Genomic DNA, 20,673 nt, shown 5'->3' with positions numbered 1-20,673 from the left:
TACTTAGTGAATTGTATGACGATGTCTAGCGGTTGCCTAGCAAATCGTCTAGCATCGTCATACATATCGACGTCTATCGGTTTTGTCCCGCGCTACCGTTCCCCTACCCGGCTTCGTCCGACGTGCAGTATCCTGCGCCACACCTCTATCCAGGCAGTTCGACGCCAGCGACGGAAGCTTGTAGGCGCGGGCCATCGTGGCACCGACCATGACCACCGCGGAACCGATGGCGTGGCCGAGCGCCCTCTCCGACCGCCGGGCCAAGCGGGAGCCGTTCGACTGGTACCGGCGGATGCACGAGGCCGGCGGCATCCGGTACGACGACGAGCGGAACTGCTGGGACGTCTTCTCGTACGACGCGGTGACCTCTGTGCTCACCGACGCGGAGACTTACTCGTCGGTGACGGCGCCGGAGGACAACCGGGGCGGCCTCCCCTCGATGCTCAGCGCCGACCCGCCTGAGCATACAAAGCTCCGCGAACCCGTCGAAGAGTACTTCCAGCCCGGCGCCGTCCGCCCGCTGGCCCCCGAGATCCGCGAGACGACCGAGTCACTGCTCGACGAGGCGGACGCCGAGACGGGAGGCGACCGCCTCGACGTGGTCGACGACCTCGCCTGGCCGCTGCCCATCCACACCATCGCGGCGCTGCTCGGCGTCCCCGCCGATGACCGCGCGCAGTTCAAGGCCTGGTCGGACGCCGTCGTCGCCGGGCCGCAGTTGACCGACGGCGACAGACTGGGGCTGGAGACCCAGCGCCAGGACGCGGCGCTCTCGCTGGCCGACTACTTCGCCGAGGTCTGCGCCGAGCGCCGCGAGGACCCCCAGGACGACCTCGTCTCGAAGGTGCTCGTCGAGACCGACCTCTCCGACATGGAGGTCCTCGGGCTGTTCCGGTTGCTCCTCATCGCCGGGAACGTGACCACCACGAACCTCATCACGAACACGCTGTGGTGTCTCGACGACGCCGGACTGGTCGAGGAGGTTCGAAAGGCAAGGCATTCCGGAGGGACGGCGGAGCGCCTCGACGACGCCATCGAGGAGGCCCTCCGCTACCGCTCGCCGGTTCAGCGGACGGTCCGTCGGGCCACCCGAGAGACCGAACTGCTGGGGCGGACCATCGAACCCGACGACCGGCTGTCGGTGTGGCTCGGCGCCGCGAACCGCGACCCGGAGCGTTTCGACGACCCGGACGCGTTCGACCTCGACCGCTCGCCGAACCCCCACGTCGCCTTCGGGCGCGGCATCCACGTCTGTCTCGGCGCGCCGCTGGCACGGCTGGAGGCCCGCGTCGCCCTCGATGCGCTTCTCGAACGATACGTGTCGATCGACCGTGTCGACGCCGACCCCGACCCCGTGGCGAGCCCCTTCATCTACGGCGTCCAGGAGTTCCCCGTCGCGGTCGAGCGAGCTCCATGATTCATCGCTGACGGTTTTATTACGCACCCGCCCACACCGGGTATATGGCCCTCGCCCCCGCCATCCGCGCGGCTATCGCCGTCCTCCGCAGCCGGACTGACGACGTCCTGCCGGCCTTCCTGCTGACGCCCGCCGTCGCTGCGGTCGCCCGCACCGTCGGCCTCGTCGGGGTCGCCCTCGCGTACGCCCACCTGGAACTGACCGGTGGGCTCGAGCAGTTCCGCAGCGACCTCGCCGACCGACAGCTCGATCCGCCCGATCCCAACGCGGAGCCCGAGGCGTTCGCCGAGTGGGTCGACGGCATCGCGCCGCTGTTCGAGTCGCTCCTGACGCCCACGACTGTCGGCATCCTCGTCGTGTCGGGGGTGCTCGCCCTCGCCGTCTTCGTCGCCCTATCGGCCGTCGCGACCGCCGCCCAGTTCGCCGCCTGTCGGGCGACCCTCGACGACGAGCGCGGTACGACCGCCGCGATCAGGGGAGCGAGACGCCACTGGCTCCCGATGCTCGGTGTGCTGATCGCCGAGTTCCTCCTCTGGGGCCTCCTGACCGGTATCGCGATAGCCATCGTGGCCGCGGTCGCCCTGGTCTCGCCGATCGCCGCCGCCCTCGTGGGGCTCCTCGTCGTCCTGCTCTGGTTTTTCGCCGTCGTCGCGGTCCGACTCGTCTTCGCCTTCGCGCCCGCCGCGGTGGTCGTCGACGACGCCGGATTCGCCGGCGCCGTCGGCAACGGCGCCCGGTTCGTCCGGCGCGCCCCCGTCGACGCCGTCAGCTACTCGCTGCTCGCCGTCGTCGTCTTCGGCGCGCTCGGGTCGCTCACCGCCTTCAGCGCCCAGGCAGGTGGCGTCGTCGTGGGGGTGCTCTCCTTCCTCCTGGTAGCCCCGGCGCTCTCGCTCACCAAGACGGCGCTGTACGCTCGACACGTGGACGGAATCGCGCCGCCGCCGACCCCGGATCGATCGCTCACCGACCAGCTCGGCGACGGCCTCCGTCGAGGGCTCGGGGAGATGGTCCGATTCGTCGGAGACTCGCCCGGTGCGAACCTCCTGTCGGCGGCCCTGTTCGTCGGCGGTATCGCCATCGGGTGGCTGCTCGCGGCGCCATACGAGGGCCTCATGTCGGCGTCCATCGCCGGCCGCCTGGAGGGACACTTCCCGCCGACGGCCGCACTCTTCTTCGGGGCGAACAACTGGACGGTCGCCGTCGGCGGCGCGCTGTCGGGGCTCGCCCTCGCCGTCCCCACCGCGGTCACGATGCTGTTCAACGGCGCGATGTTCGGCGTGTACGGCCGCCTCGAGGTCGACTTGCTGGAACTGGTCGCGTTCGTCGTCCCGCACGGGATCCTCGAGTTGCCGGCGCTGGTCGTCTCGGGCGGGCTCGGACTCGCCCTGGGTGCGACGGCCTGGCGAACACTCCGGGGCCGGTGGTCCATCTCTCGTCTCGCCGCCGATATCGAACGCGCGTTCTGGGTGCTGGTCGGAGTCGGCGTTCTCCTGGGTGTGGCCGCGCTCATCGAGGGGTTCGTCAGTCCGTACTACTCCCGGATCTTCCTTGCCGTCGTATAAGTTCTCGAATGCCAACGCGATGCAAAAACCGAACAGCGAACCGGGACGAAGCGCTGACGTAGGGCTATGCGGTTCGAGATTCGAGCTATCAGGTGATAGAGGCCTTTTTCAGCTCCGGAAAACGCTGTTCCTGACTTATAGGGGCTGGGGGAGACGGGTGTGTATGGACCTCAAGGGAGTGATCTCGCGTGCCTGCTGAGGGGGAGAGCGGAACCTCCATCGAACAACTCTATCAGGAGTTGACGGAAGTCGAGTCGTCGGGCTCGGCGAGCTCCGACCCCAGCCACCGATCGGCGGAGATCGTCGAGACAGTCACCGAACAGTTGTTTCCGGACTGGACGTCCCGGTTCGATGAGGACCTCGTGAAGTACTCACTCGACGAACTGCTGCTCGTGCTCATCTTGCTACGCGACGGTGAGACCCATGGGAAGGGTCTGATGGCGGACCTCTCGGATCTGTTCGACGCGCGGTTGAGCCCCGGGACCGTCTACCCCCGCCTCCACGACCTTGAGGAGGACGATGTCCTCGAGATGCACGAGCTCGTCCGGACGAAGGAGTACCGCATCGAGGATCATGATGAAGTCCGTGCCCGTCTCGAGACGGCGATGACCCAGCATCTCGCCCTCGGCTTCATATTCAGCGAGGCACTCGAAGAGTTCTGATCTTCATCCGGAACGTCTCCCACTTGATCTCTGCATCCTGCGTATCAGTACCAAGTGTGTGTCGCGGCTCGTTCACAAAATCCCATTATCGACCCTCTCGTCCGCAAGAACGCTGTATATGGTCCTGCACCTGAGTTAGGAAACCTTCTTCTCGTCCGTCAGTTGAACCCAAAATGGACAGGCAGGTAACGGCTATCACTGCAAAAACACGCCGGTGATCGACAGGAGGTAGCAAGACTGGTGGGAAGGTGTAAATATAGCGTCCATGCGAATCCATTGATAGTGGTCCACCCTTTGGTACGATATCTTGACGACCACCAGCAGTAAGAGACGACGACACATTCTGAACCACTCGGTGTAGTTGAGCGGTTCTAGATGGTTTTGAGGACCAAATTTTATATACCAGAGCTGCCAAGGTACGCATAGACATGAGCGAAAGCAACTCCCCCGTCGGCATCGTCTTCGACATCCAGCGGACCACCATCGAACAGACCCAGCGCGCCATCGAGACGGGCGTCGACCTCCAGAAGGACATCAACGCGACGGTCGTTGACACCGTCGGCCCTGCCCGCGAGGTCTCCGAGCAGAGCAACGACCTCGTCCGCACCGTCCTCGACAGCTACCTGAACGCCGTCGAGGCGGCCACCCCGCGCGAGGAGGCGGTCCTCGGCGACGTCCGCGCCAGCATCGACGAGCAGCTCGACTCCCTCGAGGAGAACCAGGCCGACGCCTTCGACGCCTTCGAAGAGAACCTCCAGGAGGGCTCCGAGTCCGTCGACGAGTTCCTCGAGGACTTCCTCGAGACGCTGGAGGAGCAGGTCGAGTCCATCCTCGAGGCCAACGAGGACCTGGAGGACCAGACCGTCGAGGCCCTCGAGAACCTCGAGGAGAGCCTCGAAGAGCTCCGCGACCAGATCGAAGAGCGCAGCGAGGAGTTCCAGGACGACGTCGAGACCCGCGTCGAGGAGCAGATCGACCGGCTCCAGGAGCAGATCGAGGACGGCGCCGAAAACCTCTCCGGCCAGGTCGAGGAGATGACCGAGCAGGTCGAGGAGGCCTCCGAGCAGCTGGAAGACCAGGTCGACGACGTGACCGACGCCGGCGACGCCGACCAGGCGACCGCCGAGTAACCGTCTCCCAGGGCTACACCCGGGACTTTCCGCATGAATCGCCGGATCGAAACCGACCCCTCGAGGACGTCAGGCTGAGCCAGCCTGCAACGTCCGTTTACCATTTTCACTGGGTAGCAATCGTTTCGATAGGCATCGAGTTGTGTCCCTGACCCAATGAGCGGCGAAGCAGTCTATCTCACTCGACCTCGATGAGACGCGCGGCGATTTCGTAGGCCCCTTGTGCAGCGGCAAGGTCCGGTCGTTCGGCGTGGGTCAGTGTGATATCGTGCTGAAGAGCCTGACCAAGGCGGGTCGCGAAGACATTTGCAAGTCCCGGGATACAAGCCATGCCACCGGTGAGCACGATGGGTCGATCAAGCGCCCGGTCATAGATGTCTGGATACGCCCGCTCGAGATCGACGAGGAACCCGGTTGTGATCGCTTCGACAGCCTGGTCGACATACTCATCAACCGCGTCCATGACGCTGCACTCTACGGTGAATTCGTGAGAGCCGCCTCCGGGCTGTTGAACAACATCTGTGAAGGGCTCATAGCTCTCAAAATCCGCGTGCCCTTCCTTATACTCCCTGGCGGTCGTTGCATCGATGTTCACACGGCCCTGCGTTTCAGCCTCGACGTAGTTGGCGATGCGTCGATCAACCCGATTGCCTGTAATAGAGCTGGTCGACCATTGTGCCAGCTGTTCGCCGTAGCGGTACGCACAGGCTTCGAAAATCGTCCCACCGAGGTTTACGGTCGCGAACACCTCATCGATGGCATCCAACCGCTCTTCAAACACTGGTAGTGCTCCACAAAGGGACTCGGGGTAACTGCGGACTGGTCCTCGTCCGATAGGGCTCTCCTCGACAACCCGCTCGAAGTGCCGCAACCCCGCCTCGTTGTCTATGGCCGGAATGGCGTAAACGACAGCGCTATTCCTCGGGATTCCGTTGCCCGCGAGCAATTCGGAAAAGAACGTCGACGCCAGATCGGTGCTCTCCGCATCTACTGGCAGTCCGTTCCGAATCATGAACTGTGATTCGTCCGGATATTCGGTCGCTGCATCCTCGCCATAGAGTCTACGCTGTTCATCGACGAGCACGTCTCGATAGGTGGTGAGGCAGGTCATCGACTCCACAGCGACCCTCTCGTCGCCGTCCGGATAGACGATGACCGTGCGGGTACTCCCGAGCTTGACTCCGACCGGCACCAGTTCCTCCGCTGGCTCACCGTCTGAAGCCTTGGTCACAGCCACGTCAGCTCACCACCGGCCGCCCCAATTGGAATGGACCCAGGGCTGGCTGTTCACAGTATTTCCGGTCGCTCGATGAAACGGAGTGGTCATTGACACCGTGCCAGTGTCGCGATGTACTGCAGACTCTCGCGGTGGTCGTCGATAACAAGCGGTCGCGAATCCGTACAGCCAGCCGTTCTCAACCCCTCTGCGAACTTCTCCAGCTGGTCGCGACATTCCGGTGAGAGCCACCCGATAGCTTCGTAGTACTTCAGAGCCTCCATCGTCCCCTGTGGCCCGCTCGCTGATAGCAGTCCGTCCATCCAATCGAGTATTTCCTGTTGGGCGGTGTAGGCGGTAGGTATCTGCGTGAGAGGGAGTACATCAGGATCGTCCGAATCAGCCGTCGGGAGAGGACGAGCCTGTGATCGCCCCTCATCGGCTTCATGCATCGAGGCTGTCGCTTCCGAGTGGCCCCTATCCGCTTGCCCACGGGCTTTCTCGGGGTGCCCCCCATCAGTCGCATTCTTGACCGGCTTCTGCGTCCGTTGCGCGCAGGTATCGCCTGCTGTCAGCCATTTCCCATCTCGTTCGAGAGCTGCCCTTTCCGAATCCGATTGGGGGACATACTGCTGCTCTAAAGCCTCTTCGCCAACAGGTTCTCTGTTCTCACCCCTGTTAGCCTGGAAGGCGGCCCGGAGCTCTTCTATATCGTAGTCCCGGGGATTCAACCGGCTCGACATGATTTACTGCTAGTTCGAAGATAACCCAGTTAAATGCCGGTTGCATTTCAGTCGATGTATCCTGCTGCGAACTGACCACCGTTCGAACGACCGGCCGGACGCTACCTGACGGCGTCGGCGATCCACGATTCGAACGAGTCGAGGGCGTCTGCCTCGTCGAAGCGCTCGATGCAGGGGACGTCGTATGGGTGGGCCTCCTCGACGCGCGCGACGAGCTCGTCGTATCGCTCGTCGGTCGTCTTTGCGAGCAGGACGACCTCGTCCTCTTGGACGACCTCGCCCTCCCAGCGGAACGTCGAATGGCAGTCGAATCGGTTGACGCAGGCCGCCAGGCGCTCCTCGACCAGCGCCGCGGCGAGGTCGGGCGCCGCCGAGGGCGGCGCCGTGATGTAGGCGGTCGGCATCAGGCGTCCGCGTCGGCGTCGGCGTCGGCGTTCACGTCCGGCTTTCCCTCGACGGGGTTGTACCGGCCGTTGATGTCCCACTCGTGGATGCAGTGTCTGTTGCCGACCAGCCGCTCGCCGTCCTCCTCGTCGATCACCCAGTTCTCCAGCTCCGCGTCCCAGACGTCCGTCCGTCCGCAGCGATCGCAGGTTCGTCGCTCCGGCGGGATGATGTTCACGCTCATAGGACGCCCCAGGAGCCCCACCGTAATCAAGAAACCGCTCGCGCCGAACCCGGAGGGGTCATGTGGACCGAGTGCCAAGCGCGGACATGCGCCGGCGAGCGCTCCTCTCGACGCTCTCCCTCGCGGCCACCGCCGGCTGTACCATCGGCGGCGAACCACCCGAGCCCGACGGCCTCACGTTGCGGTCGCCGGCCTTCGAGGACGGCACGATCCCGGTCCGCTACACCTGCGATGGCGAGGGCGTCTCCCCGCCGCTCCGCATCGAGGGCGTCCCCGACCGGACCGACTCCCTCGCCGTCGTCGGCGAGTGGCTCTACGAGTTCCTCCCCGGGACGTTCTGGCTGCTCTGGGAGCTACCGCCGGAGGACCCCATCGAAATCCCCGAGGGACTCCCCGAACGGCCGCGGCTCGACGACCCCGAGGGCGCCGTCCAGGGGACGAACGACGAGGGCGACGTCGGCTACCGCTCGCCGTGTCACGAGACGCCGGACCACGAGGAGTACCGATTCAACGTCCTGGCCCTCGAGTCGTCGCCGGACGTCGACCCCGCCGCGGACCGCGACGAGTTCGACGACGCGACCGAGGGCCTGGTGCTCTCGAGCACCTCGCTGACCGTCCGGTACGACCGCGTCTAGAACTCCGGGAGGTCGTCCGGGGCGCTGTAGTCGGCCTCCCAGTCAATGTAGTTCTCCTTCAGCGTCTCGCTGACCGTGTCGCCGAACTCCGCCAGCGACGCGTTGATCCCCGAGACGGTCTCCCAGGAGTCCAGTTCCGGGTGCAGGTCCCGCTCCCGCCAGTCCTCGGGGATGCCGGGCGCGTGGTAGCCGACCCGGTCGGCGAAGTCGTCCCAGAAGAAGTCGAACTCCTCGAAGAGGCCCAGTTCCTCGGCGATCGCGAACTCCGTCTCGTCGAGGTCGGTGCTCCCGGCCCACTCGTCGAAGGCGTCCGCCCACGCGCCCTCCGCGAGCATGTCCTCGAGTTCCTGGCGGCGGTACTCCTCGCCCTGGACCTCCACGTCGTCGTACGTCTGTGCGTCCACCTCGGGCAGTTCCGGCGGTTCGGGGGCGTCGACATCCAGTCCCATGCACGGCCCTACGAGCCCCGCGGGTAAATCAGCACGCCCGCGACGCCCCCGACCTGGAATCCCGCCCGTCCCGCTCGTCAGGGCGCCGGCGTCGGCGCCTCGGCGTCGGGGAGGACGCCGGTGAGGATCGTCGACTCAATCTTCCGCAGGTGCTCGCCGACGGTGCCCGCCGAGATGCCGAGTTCGTCGGCGACGTCCTGGTAGGTCACCCGCCGGGGTTCCTGGTAGTAGCCCGTCTCGACGGCCGCCCGCAGCGTCTCCTGCTGTCGCGGCGTGAGCTGCTCGTACAGGCTTTCGTTCGCCGGGCGGTACTCGCCCGTCGACAGGAGGTGCAGATCGACGCCGTCGGGGAGCGCGAGCGACGCGGCGCGGATATCCTCGAGTTCGCCGATGGCCGTGATCTCGAGGGCGCCGCCCCCGGTGTAGTACATCGGCGTGTCCACGAATATCTCGTACTCGTCGGTGACCTCGTAAAGCTGTCTGAGCCACTCGTCCGGCTCGAAGTGCGCGTAGACGAACACGCCGTCGTCGGACTCCGTGACGCTTGAGGAGACGACGTCGGATTGTTCGGCGACGACCCGCTGTAGCTTCTCGACCGGGCCATCGAACTCGACGAGGATGGCCAGCCCCTCCTCGGCGACAGGGTCGACCTGGTGGATCGCCCACCGGGAGAGCTCCGGGTCGTCGCGAACGACGGCGTCGAACGGGTGAAGTTCTCCGTTCCGGGGCGCAAGCTGGAAGGTGACGTGCCTCATATCAGAGGCCGCGACTCCGCGCACCCAAGAGGATTCCGCCGATAGCTACCGGGCGTTTATAGTGAGTCAAGGAAAAGCCCACGACTTCAGTCGTGGGAGGGTGCCACCTACACGCCTCGACGGCCGTCGGCGATTCGATTCTGCTCACTGGTTCCAGTCATCTTGAGACCGTCCGACACTTACCCATGAGGAGTTCCTGTTGTTCTATACTCATTGGCTTTCTCCCACTCCCTCTGGGGTGGGATTCCGCTCACTACGTGTCAACATATCCGAGATGATGAGCAGAGGTCGAAGATAGCGGATCGACAGGCGAACTACAGCGCGTAAAACACCGCTTAGAAAGAGTATACATCCCGTTCTACCGTTTTCCGCCAATCTGGATCATCCTTTCTCTGGGCAAACGCCAGAGACGCCATATAGCGGAGCCCCGAAACTACAGAGAGGCGGTCTCCCGCAAGAATACCTGCAGTAGCGCCCTGTAGTTGTGAGGAAAACCCCACTCGAAACCGTATCGAGACACCTTGCTCGAGATTCAGAGCAGAGGCCATCCCCGAAGCCAGATAGCGACGTTTCAGGCGCTGTACGCCCGATGCATGCCAGCAGGGGAACTCGGATTTCCTCGCTGTTGAACAACCCCGATCGGCGCCACTTTGCCTACTCCACCGTAACTGGCAGTGAAACGAACTACAGGGCCTTGCCGTCTTGCGATTTCTCGGTTCGAACTCGAACAGATCGGCGACCATTCGAATTCGAGAGAACGCCGGGTACAGTTGTTCTATCGGGCAGTTACGGTCAGAACGTCGGATTCCCATCGATGCTGATGCTATAACCAGACGTATGTTTCGGGACCTATCGTCGATATCTCGCCAACTACAGAGACTCTCCGTCAGGGGGTTTTCAGAAATGTGTAGTATCTATCAACTACCGTATCAGTCTGATTCCGACATCCGAGAACGCCCACTAGCGCGCCTCACACGTGAGTTACGTATCGGAGTGCGTGGCACCCAGCAAGAGATTCCGCGGGGTGAGTCGTAATCGATCCTATAACGGTGTGTAGAGCGTTTCTTCCGGGGATTTACTCGCTGTAGTTCGATATAGGGAGAGTTCACTCTACACGAATTTTATATTGAGAAACGACATGTAAGGTATGTGGTATAGTGATCCCAGTTCTCTGCGATGGTACAGATCTCGGTAGCAAGGGGTACGTCACAGCGGAGTCATGAGGGTCGGTACATCCACGACGCGAGTGCTTGTGGTCTCTGCACAGTAGTGGAGATATGTGACGATGCCGATTTGGGACGGTGTTTCTCACCATCGGCCACGTGGCTTCCCTCGCTGCGTCCCGATACACGTAAACCCCTCGCCCGTATGGTCCCGACAATGAGTGAAGACGTCGCGGAGGGCTCCGTCCGGGTCGTCGGGACGGCGCACGTCTCCGAGGCGAGCGTCGACGAGGTCGAGACGGTCATCGATGCCGAGCGGCCGGACGTCGTCGCCGTCGAGCTCGACGAGGGCCGGTACCGGCAGCTCAAGGGCGAGACGCCCGACGACCTCGACGCCGGCGACCTGCTGAAGGGGAACACGGTCTACCAGTTCCTCGCCTACTGGATGCTCTCGTACGTCCAGGCCAGGCTCGGCGAGCGGTTCGACATCGACCCCGGCGCGGACATGCGGGCGGCCATCCAAACCGCGGAAGAGCACGGTCTCGGCGTCGCCCTCGTCGACCGCGACATCCAGGTGACGATCCAGCGGTTCTGGTCGCGGCTCTCCGTCCTCGAGAAGATCAAACTCATCGGCAGCCTCGCCGTCGGGATGGGCAACCCCCGCGAGATCGGGATGGGCGTCGGCCTCGGCATCGCGCTCGTTTTCTCGATCCTCGCCGGCGCCGTCGGCGGCCCGTTCGTCGTCCCGGCGGGGATCGCACCCGGGTTCCTCGTCGGCATCGCCGACACGCTGATACTCACCCTCGGCCTCGGCCTCCTCATCGGCAGCCTCCTCATCCTGTTTCTCGAACGGTTGGCCCCCGAGGACGGCGAACTCGAGGAGTTCGACATCGAGCGGATGACCGACACCGACGTCGTCAGCGCGATGATGGAGGAGTTCCGGCGGTTCTCCCCCGGCGGCGCCGAGGCGCTCATCGACGAGCGCGACGCCTACATCGCCCACAAGCTCGTCTCGCTACGCGACCAGGGCCACGACGTCGTCGCCGTCGTCGGCGCCGGTCACCGCGAGGGCATCGAGCGCTACCTGGAGACGCCGTCGCTGCTGCCCGACATCGAGTCCATCTCCGGCCGCAACGAGGGCAGCCGGTTCTCGGTGTACAAGCTCCTCGGCTACCTGTTCACGCTCGGCTTCTTCGCGTTCTTCCTGCTGCTGGCCATCGCGACGTACACCGGCGTCGAGGGCGCCTCCAGCGAGCTGCTGTTCCGGCTGTTCGCGGCATGGTTCCTCGTCAACGGTCTGCTGGCGTTCGGCCTCGCGAAGGTCGCCGGCGCCCACTGGAGCTCCGCCGGCGTCGGCGGCGGCGTCGCCTGGCTGACCAGCGTCAACCCCCTCCTCGCCCCGGGCTGGTTCGCCGGCTACGTCGAGCTCCGCTACCTCGACGTCAACGTCGGCGACATCGCGACGCTCAACGAGATCATCTCCGACGAGGAGGCGCCGATCCGCCAGATCTGGAACGACCTCCGGGCGGTGCCGTTGTTCCGCCTCATCATGATCGTCGCGCTGACGAACGTCGGAAGCTTCGTCGGGAGCGTGCTGTTCGCGACCGTCCTGCTCCCGTACCTCTTCGCCGAGGCGAACATCGACGGCGCCGGCGGCGTCGCCCGACTGATGATCGAGGGCGCGCAGAACAGCATCGACCTCATCGTGGGGGCGCTCGCATGAGCGGCCTCCAGCTCGGCGGCATCCGGTTCTACGCCAGCGAACTGCGCGACCTGACCGTCGCCTGGATCGCCCTCGGGATCGCCTTCAGCGTCTTCTTCCTCCGGTACCTCGGGGTCCCCATCTTCCCGTACCCGGCCGACGTGCTCTCCTCGCCGCTGTTCGTCCGGCTGTTCCTCATCAGCCTGACGACCGTCGGCGTCGGGTTCCTCCTGCACGAACTCGCACACAAGGTCGTGGCCGTCCGGTTCGGCCAGGTCGCGGCGTTCCGGGCGGACTACCCGATGCTGGCGCTGGCCGTCGGCGCCGCCTTCGCGGGCTTCATCTTCGCGGCCCCGGGCGCCGTCCACCACCAGGGCTACATCACCGAACGCGAGAACGGCCTCATCTCCGTGGCCGGCCCGGTGACGAACGTCCTGCTCGTGGCGGTGTTCTTGCCGCTGGTCTCCTTCGACGGGCTCGTCGGCCAGGCCGGCCAGCTCGGCGTCATCATCAACGCCTTCCTGGCGGCGTTCAACATGATCCCCTTCGGCCCCCTCGACGGCCGGAAGGTGGTCGCCTGGAGCAAGATCGTCTTCCTGCTCACATTCGCCGGGACGGCCGCGCTGGCGGTCGGCGCGTTCCTGTTCGTCGGCCTCCCCTCGTTCTGAGCGGGCGGCCGCAGGAACCGACGCGCTTTTGCTCCGTTCGGCCACCGGTTGGCGTATGACCGAGGACGGAGACGACTCCGAGGAGGGGCTCACCTACGCCGAGACGGGCGTCGACATCGAGGCCAGCGAGGCCGCGACCGCGGCGCTGATCGGCGCCGTCGGCGAGTTCGAGGGCGACTACGCCGGCCTCGTCGAGATCGGCGACCGCTACCTCGCGCTCGCGACCGACGGCGTCGGCACGAAACTGCTCGTCGCCGAAGCCCTTGAGGACTACTCCACCATCGGCATCGACTGCATCGCGATGAACGTCAACGACCTCGTCGCGACCGGCGTGACGCCGGTGGCCTTCGTCGACTACCTCGCTGTGGAGACGCCGGACGACGCGACCGCCGAGCAGGTCGGCGACGGGCTCTCGGCGGGCGCCGAGCGGGCGGAGATCGCGCTCGTCGGCGGCGAGACGGCCGTCATGCCCGACGTCATCCGGGGACTGGACCTCGCCGGCGCCTGCGCCGGACTCGCGACCGAGGACGAACTGTTCGACGGCGAGGCCGAGGAAGGCGACCTGCTCGTCGGACTGCCCTCCTCGGGAATCCACTCGAACGGGCTGACGCTCGCCCGGGAGGCGGTGACGCGGAACCACGAGTACACCGACCCGTTCCCGTATGACGAGGACCGGACCATCGGCGAGGTGCTCCTGGAGCCGACCCGCATCTACCGGGAGGTCCTCGGGCCGCTCCACGCCGCCGAGACGCACGCCGCGGCGCACGTCACCGGCGGCGGCTGGACCAACCTCTCGCGGATGGGCGAGTTCAGGTACGTGGTCGAGGACCCCTTCGACGCCCAGCCGGTCTTCGAGTTCGTCCAGACGGAAGGCGACGTGAGTGACGAGGAGATGCACCGCACGTTCAACATGGGTACCGGCTTCGTCGCCGCGCTCCCCGAGAGCGACGCCGAAGCCGTCGCCGACGAACTGGACGACGCGCGAGTGATCGGTCGCGTCGAAGCGGGCGGCAGCGTCGAGGTTCGCGGACTGAGTCTCTGACAGGCGGAGCTCGCAGCGCTGCTGAACTTTCGGGTCTCGACCGTCCCTCGCCCCGCGCTCCCGCCTCGGGGGACGGCCACGATTCGTCAGATCACGACGGCGGTGGTCCCGTCCTCCTCCTTCAAGCCCCGGACGAGGGAAGCATTTTTAATAACCGATAGTTATTACCCTGCATGGGCATGGACCTGCCGACCCCGGCGGACCTGCGGGAACGGCGGACGAACCTGGAGCTGACCCAGAGCGAACTCGCCGAGCAGGCCGACGTCTCACAGCCACTCATCGCACGCATCGAGGGCGGCGACGTCGACCCGCGGCTCTCGACGCTCCGGCGCATCGTCAACGCGCTCGACGAGGCCGAGAGCGCCGTGATGCACGCCGAGGATATCATGCACGAGGGGGTCGTCACCGTGGCCCCGGACGACAGCGTCCGCACCGCCATCGACGTGATGGTGAAGGAGGGCTACTCGCAACTTCCGGTCGTCCGCGACGGCCGGCCGCAGGGTATCATCTCGAACTCCGACATCCGGCAACTGGACTCCGAGAACGCGGGGGAGCTACCGGTCGCCGACGCGATGCGCGAGGCCATCACCACGGTCGAGCCGAGCGCGACGCTCGACGAAGTGAACGCGCACCTGAACCACCAGGACGCCGTGATGGTCGTCGCGGACGGTCAGCTGAAGGGCATCATCACCGAGGCCGACGTCGCGGCCCACATCTCCTGACGTCAGTCCTCGTCTTCGTCTTCCATCTCCATCGTGTCGATGACCTTCAGCGGGACGTCGCGGAGAGCGCCGCCGACCTCGCTCTTGGCGATGCGGGAGGCGTGCTGGGTGCTGTCGGCGTTGAACACTTTCATCTCCAGGAGCAGGCCGACCAGCGCCGTGTCGGCGGCGATGAACGCCGAGTCGAACGCCTCGCCGCAGGCCGGACAGGGCGTCGCCCCCACCTCGAGTTCCACGTAGTCCATGTCCGCGTTGTTGAGGCGCTTGCCGGCCTCGCTGACGGCGACGCCGATGGCGTCGTCGATCTCCTCGACGTCACGAACCAGCCACGCGGCCTCCATCGCGACGAGGTAGTTGCTCATATCCGACTGCAGCGGCGCATCACGGATACCAGTATTGTTTCGGCCGCGAGCGTGCGCACGTCACCCCCATCATCGGCATAAGTTATGGCTATGGCCGCCGCGACATACCGGTCGTATCCGTTCCGGCACCGCCGGGTACAACTCCACCGACACTGGAGACAACGGAGACTGAATCGCAAGAGGGCGCCGGGGTTATTCTGGACGATTTATCATCCAGCCCCTCGATTCGAGAAGAAAGCTTATGTAACCCCATCGGCTTGACCTGGACCAAGATGGTAACCCGCCTGTACCGGGCGTTCGTGTTCGCCCTGTACCAGTTCAGCATCGTCCTCGGCATCACGCTACTCCCCGTCGCTCTGGTGGCGAAGCGAGCCGGCGTCCCGGTCCCCCTCGGCAGCGTCGTCGAACGGCTCGGCCGCGCCTACGAACGGGTGGAACAGGCGGACGCGGAAGCGGAATCGGCGGCCTGACCGGAAGGATTTATCCTAGTTACTGAGAGGGATATTCCGCCCACCACCGACGTCGATGAAGTCGGTACTTAGTGACACAAATCACTAAGTGAATACATTGTTAAATAATAGACAGCGGTGGAATACAGTCACCGGTACCGTGCTTATCCAAGCGAGGAAGTAGCGGAGCGACTGGAACATCAACTCGACGTCCATCGCCAACTCTACAACCACGTCCGATGGGATTACGAAAACAATCCAGAGGACAACAAACCGAGTGAGTACGACCAGAACAACAAACTTCCCGACTGGAAACAGAAATGGTCGTTGTTCGCTGACACCTACTCTAAAGCCGCACAAGCCACCGTCGCCCGCTTCCATCGAAACCTCTCAAACCTTCGCAAAAAGAAAGAAAAGGGATACGCCGTCGGTCGACTCAAACGACAAGCGCCCAGCGACTACCGGAGCGTGACGTACAACCAGTCTGGCTTCGACCTCGATGACAAGAGGGGCCAAGACGGGTATGCGTACGTCCGCTTCAGCAAGGTCGGGTGGCTCAAAATCCGTTACTCCCGCCCACTCCCCGAACACGCCTCCATTCAAGAGGCAACGTTCAAAAAAGAACGCACGGGCGAGTGGTTCGTCACATTTAGCCTCAAAACCGATGACGAACACCTTCCAGAGAAACCTGACGTGGACTCGCTTGACTCGAGCAACAGTGTGGGGATCGACCTTGGCATTCTGAACTATATCCACACTTCAGATGGAACGATTGTGAATTGGCTTGACCTCGAAGACGAATACGAGCGTTTGTCTCGCGATAAACGCGAGTTGTCGCGTAAAGACTATGGGAGTCACAACTACGAGAAGCAACGCCGGAAGGTAGCCTCCATTAAGCGTCGGATTCGGCGTAAGGTGCTGGATTTCCAGCACAAACTCACGACGTGGCTCGTCAACGAGTATGATGCCGTGTTCGTTGAAGACCTCGACGTTGTTGGAATGCTTCAGAGTGATGGTAACGCCCGGAAGAAGCAGGATGCGGCGTGGCGTCAGTTCCTTACGCTCCTGGAGTACAAAGGTGACCTGTACGGGACACACATCGTGCAGGTGGAAGCCGCTGGGACGACCAAGGAATGCACTCGGTGTGGTGTGGAGACAACGAAACCCATCTGGGTTCGGGAACACTCGTGTCCAGCGTGTGGATTCGAGATACACAGAGATGCTAATGCGGCGATGAACGTCCTCCAGCGAGGATTTTCAGAATTAGGGTTGGGATGGCCCGAATCAACGCCTGTGGAGACTGTGGCCGCTACGGATACCGAGGAGTTCTCCGAAGTGTCTGCAAGTCACGTCATAGAAACAGGAACTCCGTGCCCGTGAGGTAGCGGATTCCCCGCCCTAGGGAAACATTCAACAGCGGTCGGTCTGTACGAGATGGCAATGCGACAGCCAGATTCTCCGCTTCCACGGACCGGCCAGGACCACACCCTCTCGCCGTACGAACCCGAACTCGGCGAGACTCCCTCCAACGATATCTCCCAGGAAGACCTCGAGAACGTCAACAAGACGGGGACGACGACGATCGGCATCGCGACCGACGACGGCGTCGTCATCGCCACCGACATGCGCGCCTCGCTGGGCGGCCGCTTCGTCTCCAACAAGGACGTCCAGAAGGTCGAACAGATCCACCCCACCGCCGCCCTCACCCTCGTCGGTAGCGTCGGCGGCGCCCAGTCGTTCATCCGCTCGCTCCGCGCCGAGGTCAACCTCTACGAAGCCCGTCGCGGCGAGAACATCTCCATCGACGCGCTCGCGACGCTGGCCGGGAACTTCGCTCGCGGTGGCCCCTTCTTCGCCATCCACCCGATCCTCGGCGGCGTCGACGAGGAGGGCAGCCACGTCTACTCGATCGACCCCGCCGGCGGCGTCGTCAGGGACGACTACACCGTCACCGGCAGCGGCATGCAGGTCGCCTACGGGACGCTGGAGCGCCTCTACGAGGAGGGCCTCTCGATGGAGGAGGCCAAGTCCATCGCCGCAGCCAGCATCAAGGCGGCCGTCGAGCGCGACACCGGCTCCGGTAACGGTATCTTCCTCGCGGAGATCACCGACGAGGGCGTCGAGATCAACGGCCACAAGGACTTCGACGAGGTTCTGTAACGACCCCACTTTTTACTCCTCGGGTGTCCTCGCTCGCTACGCTCGCTGCGGGCACCACTCGTCGCAAAAACTTGGGGAAAAACGCTGCCGGCGACTCGGCCTGCGGCCTCGTCGCCGGTGAACCGCTCGCTCACTCCGTTCGCTCGCGGATGCTGGTGTCCTGTTTTCTTCTTCGATTCGAACCGTTTAATCGCACCTCCCGCATAGCCCGTCCAAGATGGAGTTCGCCGAGTTCGCCGAGCGGGCCGCCGAGATGGAGGAGGAGCCGGCCGACCTCGAGACCGTCGGGCTCGTGGGTGAGCTCTTCGCTGACGCCGGCGGCGACCTCGACGTCGTCGCGCGGTTCGTCCAGGGCCGGATCTTCCCCGCCCACGACGGCACGAAGCTCGACATCGGGCCGTCGCTCTGCTACGAGGCGCTGGCCAGGGCTGCCGGACCGAACGTCACCGCAGACGACGTCGAGGACCGCCTCGCCGACGTCGGGGAGATCGGCGCCGTCACCGAGGGACTGGACCTCGGCGGCCAGCAGGGACTCGCGGCCTTCGGCGAGGACGCCGGCGACGACGGACTGTCCGTCTCGGACGTGGACTCGGAGCTCCGGAACCTCGCTGCCGCCGAGGGCTCCGGCAGCACTGACACGAAGGTCGATACGCTGTTCGGGCTGTTCAACCGCGCGGAGCCGCTCGAGGCCCGCTTCCTCGCGCGGCTCGTCCTCGGCGAGATGCGCGTCGGCGTCGGCGAGGGGACCGTCCGGGACGCCATCGGCGAGGCCTTCGACGTCCCGGGCGCGGCCGTCGAGCGGGCGCTGCAGGTCTCCAACGACTGCGGGCTCGTCGCCGAGATCGCCCGCGACGACGGCGAGGCGGGACTCGAGGAGGTCCACCTCGATGTCGGTCGCCCGGTGAAGGCGATGCTGGCGCAGGCCGGCACCGCCGTCGACGCCCTCGAGGAGTGGGACGAGGCCGCCGTCGAGACCAAGTACGACGGCGCCCGGGTGCAGGTCCACTACGACGGCGAGTCCGCGCGGCTGTTCTCCCGGAACCTCGAGGACGTCACCGACCCGCTCCCCGAGGTCGTCGAGTTCGTCGAGTCGGAACTCGACGTCCCCGCAATCCTCGACGGCGAGGTCGTCGCCGTCGACGACGATGGCGACCCCCTGCCGTTCCAGGAGATCCTCCGGCGCTTCCGCCGGAAGCACGACGTCGCGGCCGCCCGCGAGGACGTCGCCGTGGAGTTGCAGGCGTTCGACTGCCTCCACGCAGACGGCGAGGACCTCCTCGACGTCCCCCTGGTCGAGCGCCACGACAGACTGACCGACCTGCTGTCGGCGGGCGTCTCGGAACTCGTCGTCACCGACGACCCCGACGCCATCGCGGCCAAGGAGGAGCGCGCGCTGGAAGCCGGCCACGAGGGCATCATGCTCAAGAACCCCGCTTCGGCGTACACGCCGGGCAACCGCGGGAAGAACTGGCTGAAGCGGAAGCCCGACGTGGAGACCCTCGACCTCGTCGTCACCGGCGCCGAGTGGGGCGAGGGACGGCGCGCCAACCTCCTGGGCACGTTCCTCCTGTCGGCCCGGGTGACCGACGGCGAGGGCTACGAAACCATCGGGAAGGTCGCGACGGGGATCACCGACGAGGAACTCGAGGACCTCCACGAGCGCCTGGAGCCGTACGTGCTCTCCGAGTCCGGGACGGAGGTCGACCTCGAGCCGGCGGTGGTCTTCGAGGTGGGCTACGAGGAGATACAGCGGTCGCCGACGTACTCGTCGGGGTACGCCCTCCGGTTCCCCCGGTTCGTGACGGTCCGGGAGGACAAGGACCCGGAGGACGCCGACTCCCTCGAGCGGGTCGAGCGACTGGCCGACGCCTAAATTCGGGTCTCGAGGTCCGCGATGCGGGACTCCAGGCTGTCGAGCCGGTCGAGCACGTCGTCCAGGGACGCCTCGTCGGCGGAACTGTCGTCGACGGCCTCGATCCGGCGGGCGAGCTCGTCGTGGATCTCCCCCGCGGTCGCCTTGTACTCGTCGAGCTCCGCCTGCACGGCCGTTCCCGTGGGGCCCCGACGGACGTCCTCGACTTGAGCGACGTGACGTGCGATCTCCTCGTCACTCGCCATACCCCCAGGCAGGCGCCGTTTGCCCATAAATGGGGGCAAGTAGTTTCAGCCAGTGAAAAATCGCCACACTGGAGGCCGCGGCCCGCCTACCGTCGACCGTGATCGAACACGACGGGCTCGAGCTCTCCTGGCTCGGCTACGCGACCCTGCGGATTGCCGACGACGACGGGACGGTCGTCTACCTCGACCCCGGCCGCTACGGCGTCCTCGACGGCTACGAAGGGAATGACGCGGACGTCGTCTGCGTCACCCACGACCACCACTACGACACCGACGGCATCCGGACCGTCGCCGGCGACGACGCCACGGTGGTCCTCTTCGAGGGCATCAACTCCCACCGCATCGAGCGAAACGTCGAGCGGCCGGCGGACCTTCCGTACGAGGTCCGCGACGTGGACGCAGAGTCGGATATCGCCGTCGACGGTGCCATCATCCGGACCACGGCCGCATACAACGAGCCCGACGGCCCGCACGTCCGCGAGAACGGCGAACCGTACCACCCGAAGGGGCTGGGCTGTGGCTTCCACGTCACCCTCGACGGCACGTCCGTCTACTGGCCCGGCGACACGGACGTCCTCGCGGGCCACGAGCACCTCGACGTCGACGTGTTCTGTCCGCCCATCGGCGGGACCTACACGATGGACCGCCACGAGGCCGCCGACCTCGCATCGCGGATGGACCCGGAGCTCGTCGTCCCGGTCCACTACGACACCTTCGAGGCCATCGAGACCGACGCCGAGGCGTTCGCCGCCGACCTCCGGGAGCGGGGCGTCGCCGTCGAGCTAGACGAGTAACACCAGCGCCAGGAGCGCGATCCCGAGGACGGACGCCGCGAGCAGGACGCGGAACGCGAGCGAGACGGCGGACTCCTCGCGCACGAGGCTCCGGTCGGCGTTCATCGGGTCGACCAGGCGCTCACGGAGCGCGAGCAGCGAGAACCGCGAGCGGCGGTCGCCCGGGTCGTCGGGGTCGACGTCGGCCGACCCGCACGCGCAGGTCTCCGGGGGTCGGTCGTAACGTCGCCCACACTGCCGGCAGCGCCACTCCATGCCGGTGCTACGGACAGGCCGAGTAAAACGGTTGGCGTCCC

23 protein-coding genes are annotated in these 20,673 nt (G+C 65.1%); 14 read left to right on the top strand and 9 right to left on the bottom strand.

What is annotated here, in order from left to right:
- The first annotated feature begins 208 nt into the window (after window positions 1–208).
- The 4 genes from HWV07_RS00625 to HWV07_RS00610 all read left to right on the top strand — a co-directional run bounded on the left by HWV07_RS00625 (window position 209) and on the right by HWV07_RS00610 (window position 4,771).
- Window positions 209–1,417 carry a cytochrome P450 gene (locus tag HWV07_RS00625; protein ID WP_246279803.1) on the top strand — a complete coding sequence of 403 codons (1,209 nt, stop codon included), beginning with the start codon at window positions 209–211 and terminating at the stop codon, window positions 1,415–1,417.
- A gap of 44 nt (window positions 1,418–1,461) precedes the next feature.
- Window positions 1,462–2,979 (top strand): stage II sporulation protein M, encoded by a 1,518-nt coding sequence (locus HWV07_RS00620; protein ID WP_178332435.1) that lies wholly within the window; start codon window positions 1,462–1,464, stop codon window positions 2,977–2,979.
- 188 nt (window positions 2,980–3,167) lie between these two features.
- A complete protein-coding gene (locus HWV07_RS00615; protein WP_178332434.1) occupies window positions 3,168–3,641 on the top strand; it encodes a helix-turn-helix transcriptional regulator in 474 nt (157 codons plus the stop codon).
- A gap of 428 nt (window positions 3,642–4,069) precedes the next feature.
- Entirely contained in the window at window positions 4,070–4,771 is a 702-nt protein-coding gene (locus HWV07_RS00610; protein ID WP_178332433.1) for a hypothetical protein, read from the top strand.
- Window positions 4,772–4,949: 178 nt separating this feature from the next.
- On the opposite strand, the gene HWV07_RS00605 is transcribed toward HWV07_RS00610, so the two are convergent.
- The 4 genes from HWV07_RS00605 to HWV07_RS00590 form a co-directional block, all read right to left on the bottom strand.
- Window positions 4,950–6,008, bottom strand: coding sequence for an actin-like salactin (locus tag HWV07_RS00605; protein ID WP_178332432.1), 1,059 nt, complete (start codon window positions 6,006–6,008; stop codon window positions 4,950–4,952).
- Between the two features lie 86 nt (window positions 6,009–6,094).
- A complete protein-coding gene (locus HWV07_RS00600) occupies window positions 6,095–6,730 on the bottom strand; it encodes a FlaD/FlaE family flagellar protein (RefSeq protein WP_178332431.1) in 636 nt (211 codons plus the stop codon).
- 101 nt (window positions 6,731–6,831) lie between these two features.
- The gene (gene cutA / locus HWV07_RS00595) at window positions 6,832–7,134 is read right to left on the bottom strand and encodes a divalent-cation tolerance protein CutA (protein ID WP_178332430.1); all 303 of its coding nucleotides are present in this window, start codon (window positions 7,132–7,134) and stop codon (window positions 6,832–6,834) included.
- Window positions 7,134–7,358: an HEWD family protein gene (locus HWV07_RS00590; RefSeq protein WP_178332429.1), complete on the bottom strand. Its 225-nt coding sequence runs from the start codon at window positions 7,356–7,358 to the stop codon at window positions 7,134–7,136. The genes cutA and HWV07_RS00590 overlap by 1 nt, the downstream gene beginning before the upstream one ends.
- 86 nt (window positions 7,359–7,444) lie before the next feature.
- Between HWV07_RS00590 and HWV07_RS00585 the strand changes: the two genes are divergently transcribed.
- Complete coding sequence (locus HWV07_RS00585) at window positions 7,445–7,993, top strand: YbhB/YbcL family Raf kinase inhibitor-like protein (RefSeq protein ID WP_178332428.1); 549 nt, start codon at window positions 7,445–7,447, stop codon at window positions 7,991–7,993.
- Here the strand turns inward: HWV07_RS00585 and HWV07_RS00580 are convergent.
- Together HWV07_RS00580 and HWV07_RS00575 are read right to left on the bottom strand one after the other, a co-directional pair.
- A complete protein-coding gene (locus HWV07_RS00580; protein ID WP_178332427.1) occupies window positions 7,990–8,442 on the bottom strand; it encodes a DUF7992 family protein in 453 nt (150 codons plus the stop codon). The genes HWV07_RS00585 and HWV07_RS00580 overlap by 4 nt on opposite strands.
- Before the next feature lie 77 nt (window positions 8,443–8,519).
- Window positions 8,520–9,197, bottom strand: coding sequence for a helix-turn-helix domain-containing protein (locus HWV07_RS00575; RefSeq protein ID WP_178332426.1), 678 nt, complete (start codon window positions 9,195–9,197; stop codon window positions 8,520–8,522).
- Window positions 9,198–10,577: 1,380 nt separating this feature from the next.
- On the opposite strand from HWV07_RS00575, the gene HWV07_RS00570 reads away from it, so the two are divergent.
- The 4 genes from HWV07_RS00570 (at window position 10,578) to HWV07_RS00555 (ending at window position 14,494) form a co-directional block, all read left to right on the top strand.
- Window positions 10,578–12,083 (top strand): TraB/GumN family protein, encoded by a 1,506-nt coding sequence (locus HWV07_RS00570; RefSeq protein WP_178332425.1) that lies wholly within the window; start codon window positions 10,578–10,580, stop codon window positions 12,081–12,083.
- Window positions 12,080–12,730, top strand: a complete 651-nt coding sequence (locus HWV07_RS00565) for a zinc metalloprotease (RefSeq protein WP_178332424.1) — start codon at window positions 12,080–12,082, stop codon at window positions 12,728–12,730. The genes HWV07_RS00570 and HWV07_RS00565 overlap by 4 nt, the downstream gene beginning before the upstream one ends.
- A 55-nt stretch (window positions 12,731–12,785) precedes the next feature.
- Window positions 12,786–13,772: a phosphoribosylformylglycinamidine cyclo-ligase gene (purM, locus tag HWV07_RS00560; RefSeq protein WP_178332423.1), complete on the top strand. Its 987-nt coding sequence runs from the start codon at window positions 12,786–12,788 to the stop codon at window positions 13,770–13,772.
- 179 nt (window positions 13,773–13,951) lie between these two features.
- Window positions 13,952–14,494, top strand: a complete 543-nt coding sequence (locus tag HWV07_RS00555; RefSeq protein WP_178335951.1) for a CBS domain-containing protein — start codon at window positions 13,952–13,954, stop codon at window positions 14,492–14,494.
- A 2-nt stretch (window positions 14,495–14,496) separates the two neighbouring features.
- Here the strand turns inward: HWV07_RS00555 and HWV07_RS00550 are convergent, their stop codons facing one another.
- Window positions 14,497–14,856, bottom strand: coding sequence for a DUF555 domain-containing protein (locus tag HWV07_RS00550; protein WP_178332422.1), 360 nt, complete (start codon window positions 14,854–14,856; stop codon window positions 14,497–14,499).
- Between the two features lie 272 nt (window positions 14,857–15,128).
- On the opposite strand from HWV07_RS00550, the gene HWV07_RS00545 reads away from it, so the two are divergent.
- From HWV07_RS00545 to ligA, 4 genes are all read left to right on the top strand, one after another.
- A complete protein-coding gene (locus HWV07_RS00545; RefSeq protein ID WP_178332421.1) occupies window positions 15,129–15,326 on the top strand; it encodes a hypothetical protein in 198 nt (65 codons plus the stop codon).
- A 117-nt stretch (window positions 15,327–15,443) separates the two neighbouring features.
- Window positions 15,444–16,685, top strand: a complete 1,242-nt coding sequence (locus tag HWV07_RS00540) for an RNA-guided endonuclease InsQ/TnpB family protein (protein ID WP_178332420.1) — start codon at window positions 15,444–15,446, stop codon at window positions 16,683–16,685.
- 60 nt (window positions 16,686–16,745) lie between these two features.
- The gene (gene psmB / locus HWV07_RS00535) at window positions 16,746–17,465 is read left to right on the top strand and encodes an archaeal proteasome endopeptidase complex subunit beta (RefSeq protein WP_178332419.1); all 720 of its coding nucleotides are present in this window, start codon (window positions 16,746–16,748) and stop codon (window positions 17,463–17,465) included.
- Between the two features lie 217 nt (window positions 17,466–17,682).
- Window positions 17,683–19,338 carry an ATP-dependent DNA ligase LigA gene (gene ligA, locus HWV07_RS00530; RefSeq protein ID WP_178332418.1) on the top strand — a complete coding sequence of 552 codons (1,656 nt, stop codon included), beginning with the start codon at window positions 17,683–17,685 and terminating at the stop codon, window positions 19,336–19,338.
- Here ligA and HWV07_RS00525 read toward each other — a convergent pair.
- Window positions 19,335–19,583 (bottom strand): hypothetical protein, encoded by a 249-nt coding sequence (locus HWV07_RS00525; protein WP_178332417.1) that lies wholly within the window; start codon window positions 19,581–19,583, stop codon window positions 19,335–19,337. The genes ligA and HWV07_RS00525 overlap by 4 nt on opposite strands.
- Window positions 19,584–19,681: 98 nt before the next feature.
- Here HWV07_RS00525 and HWV07_RS00520 point away from each other — a divergent pair, with 98 nt between their 5' ends.
- Window positions 19,682–20,377, top strand: coding sequence for an MBL fold metallo-hydrolase (locus tag HWV07_RS00520; RefSeq protein WP_178332416.1), 696 nt, complete (start codon window positions 19,682–19,684; stop codon window positions 20,375–20,377).
- On the opposite strand, the gene HWV07_RS00515 is transcribed toward HWV07_RS00520, so the two are convergent.
- Window positions 20,366–20,632: a hypothetical protein gene (locus HWV07_RS00515; protein WP_178332415.1), complete on the bottom strand. Its 267-nt coding sequence runs from the start codon at window positions 20,630–20,632 to the stop codon at window positions 20,366–20,368. The two genes, HWV07_RS00520 and HWV07_RS00515, sit on opposite strands and share 12 nt — an antisense overlap.
- Window positions 20,633–20,673 lie beyond the last annotated feature (41 nt).

This window comes from Natronomonas salina (genome assembly GCF_013391105.1).
Lineage (GTDB): Archaea > Halobacteriota > Halobacteria > Halobacteriales > Haloarculaceae > Natronomonas > Natronomonas salina.
The sequence above is the reverse complement of the archived record's forward strand: the minus strand, read 5'-3'. Positions and strand labels throughout refer to the sequence as shown.

Bases quoted from the DNA above. Each gene is read 5' to 3' on its own strand.
- HWV07_RS00625 (WP_246279803.1), top strand. From the start codon at position 209: ATGACCACCGCGGAACCGATGGCGTGGCCGAGCGCCCTCTCCGACCGC.
- HWV07_RS00620 (WP_178332435.1), top strand. From the start codon at position 1,462: ATGGCCCTCGCCCCCGCCATCCGCGCGGCTATCGCCGTCCTCCGCAGC.
- HWV07_RS00610 (WP_178332433.1), top strand. From the start codon at position 4,070: ATGAGCGAAAGCAACTCCCCCGTCGGCATCGTCTTCGACATCCAGCGG.
- HWV07_RS00600 (WP_178332431.1), bottom strand. From the start codon at position 6,730: ATGTCGAGCCGGTTGAATCCCCGGGACTACGATATAGAAGAGCTCCGG.
- cutA (WP_178332430.1), bottom strand. From the start codon at position 7,134: ATGCCGACCGCCTACATCACGGCGCCGCCCTCGGCGGCGCCCGACCTC.
- HWV07_RS00590 (WP_178332429.1), bottom strand. From the start codon at position 7,358: ATGAGCGTGAACATCATCCCGCCGGAGCGACGAACCTGCGATCGCTGC.
- HWV07_RS00585 (WP_178332428.1), top strand. From the start codon at position 7,445: ATGCGCCGGCGAGCGCTCCTCTCGACGCTCTCCCTCGCGGCCACCGCC.
- HWV07_RS00580 (WP_178332427.1), bottom strand. From the start codon at position 8,442: ATGGGACTGGATGTCGACGCCCCCGAACCGCCGGAACTGCCCGAGGTG.
- HWV07_RS00575 (WP_178332426.1), bottom strand. From the start codon at position 9,197: ATGAGGCACGTCACCTTCCAGCTTGCGCCCCGGAACGGAGAACTTCAC.
- HWV07_RS00570 (WP_178332425.1), top strand. From the start codon at position 10,578: ATGAGTGAAGACGTCGCGGAGGGCTCCGTCCGGGTCGTCGGGACGGCG.
- HWV07_RS00565 (WP_178332424.1), top strand. From the start codon at position 12,080: ATGAGCGGCCTCCAGCTCGGCGGCATCCGGTTCTACGCCAGCGAACTG.
- purM (WP_178332423.1), top strand. From the start codon at position 12,786: ATGACCGAGGACGGAGACGACTCCGAGGAGGGGCTCACCTACGCCGAG.
- HWV07_RS00555 (WP_178335951.1), top strand. From the start codon at position 13,952: ATGGACCTGCCGACCCCGGCGGACCTGCGGGAACGGCGGACGAACCTG.
- HWV07_RS00550 (WP_178332422.1), bottom strand. From the start codon at position 14,856: ATGAGCAACTACCTCGTCGCGATGGAGGCCGCGTGGCTGGTTCGTGAC.
- HWV07_RS00545 (WP_178332421.1), top strand. From the start codon at position 15,129: ATGGTAACCCGCCTGTACCGGGCGTTCGTGTTCGCCCTGTACCAGTTC.
- psmB (WP_178332419.1), top strand. From the start codon at position 16,746: ATGCGACAGCCAGATTCTCCGCTTCCACGGACCGGCCAGGACCACACC.
- ligA (WP_178332418.1), top strand. From the start codon at position 17,683: ATGGAGTTCGCCGAGTTCGCCGAGCGGGCCGCCGAGATGGAGGAGGAG.
- HWV07_RS00525 (WP_178332417.1), bottom strand. From the start codon at position 19,583: ATGGCGAGTGACGAGGAGATCGCACGTCACGTCGCTCAAGTCGAGGAC.
- HWV07_RS00515 (WP_178332415.1), bottom strand. From the start codon at position 20,632: ATGGAGTGGCGCTGCCGGCAGTGTGGGCGACGTTACGACCGACCCCCG.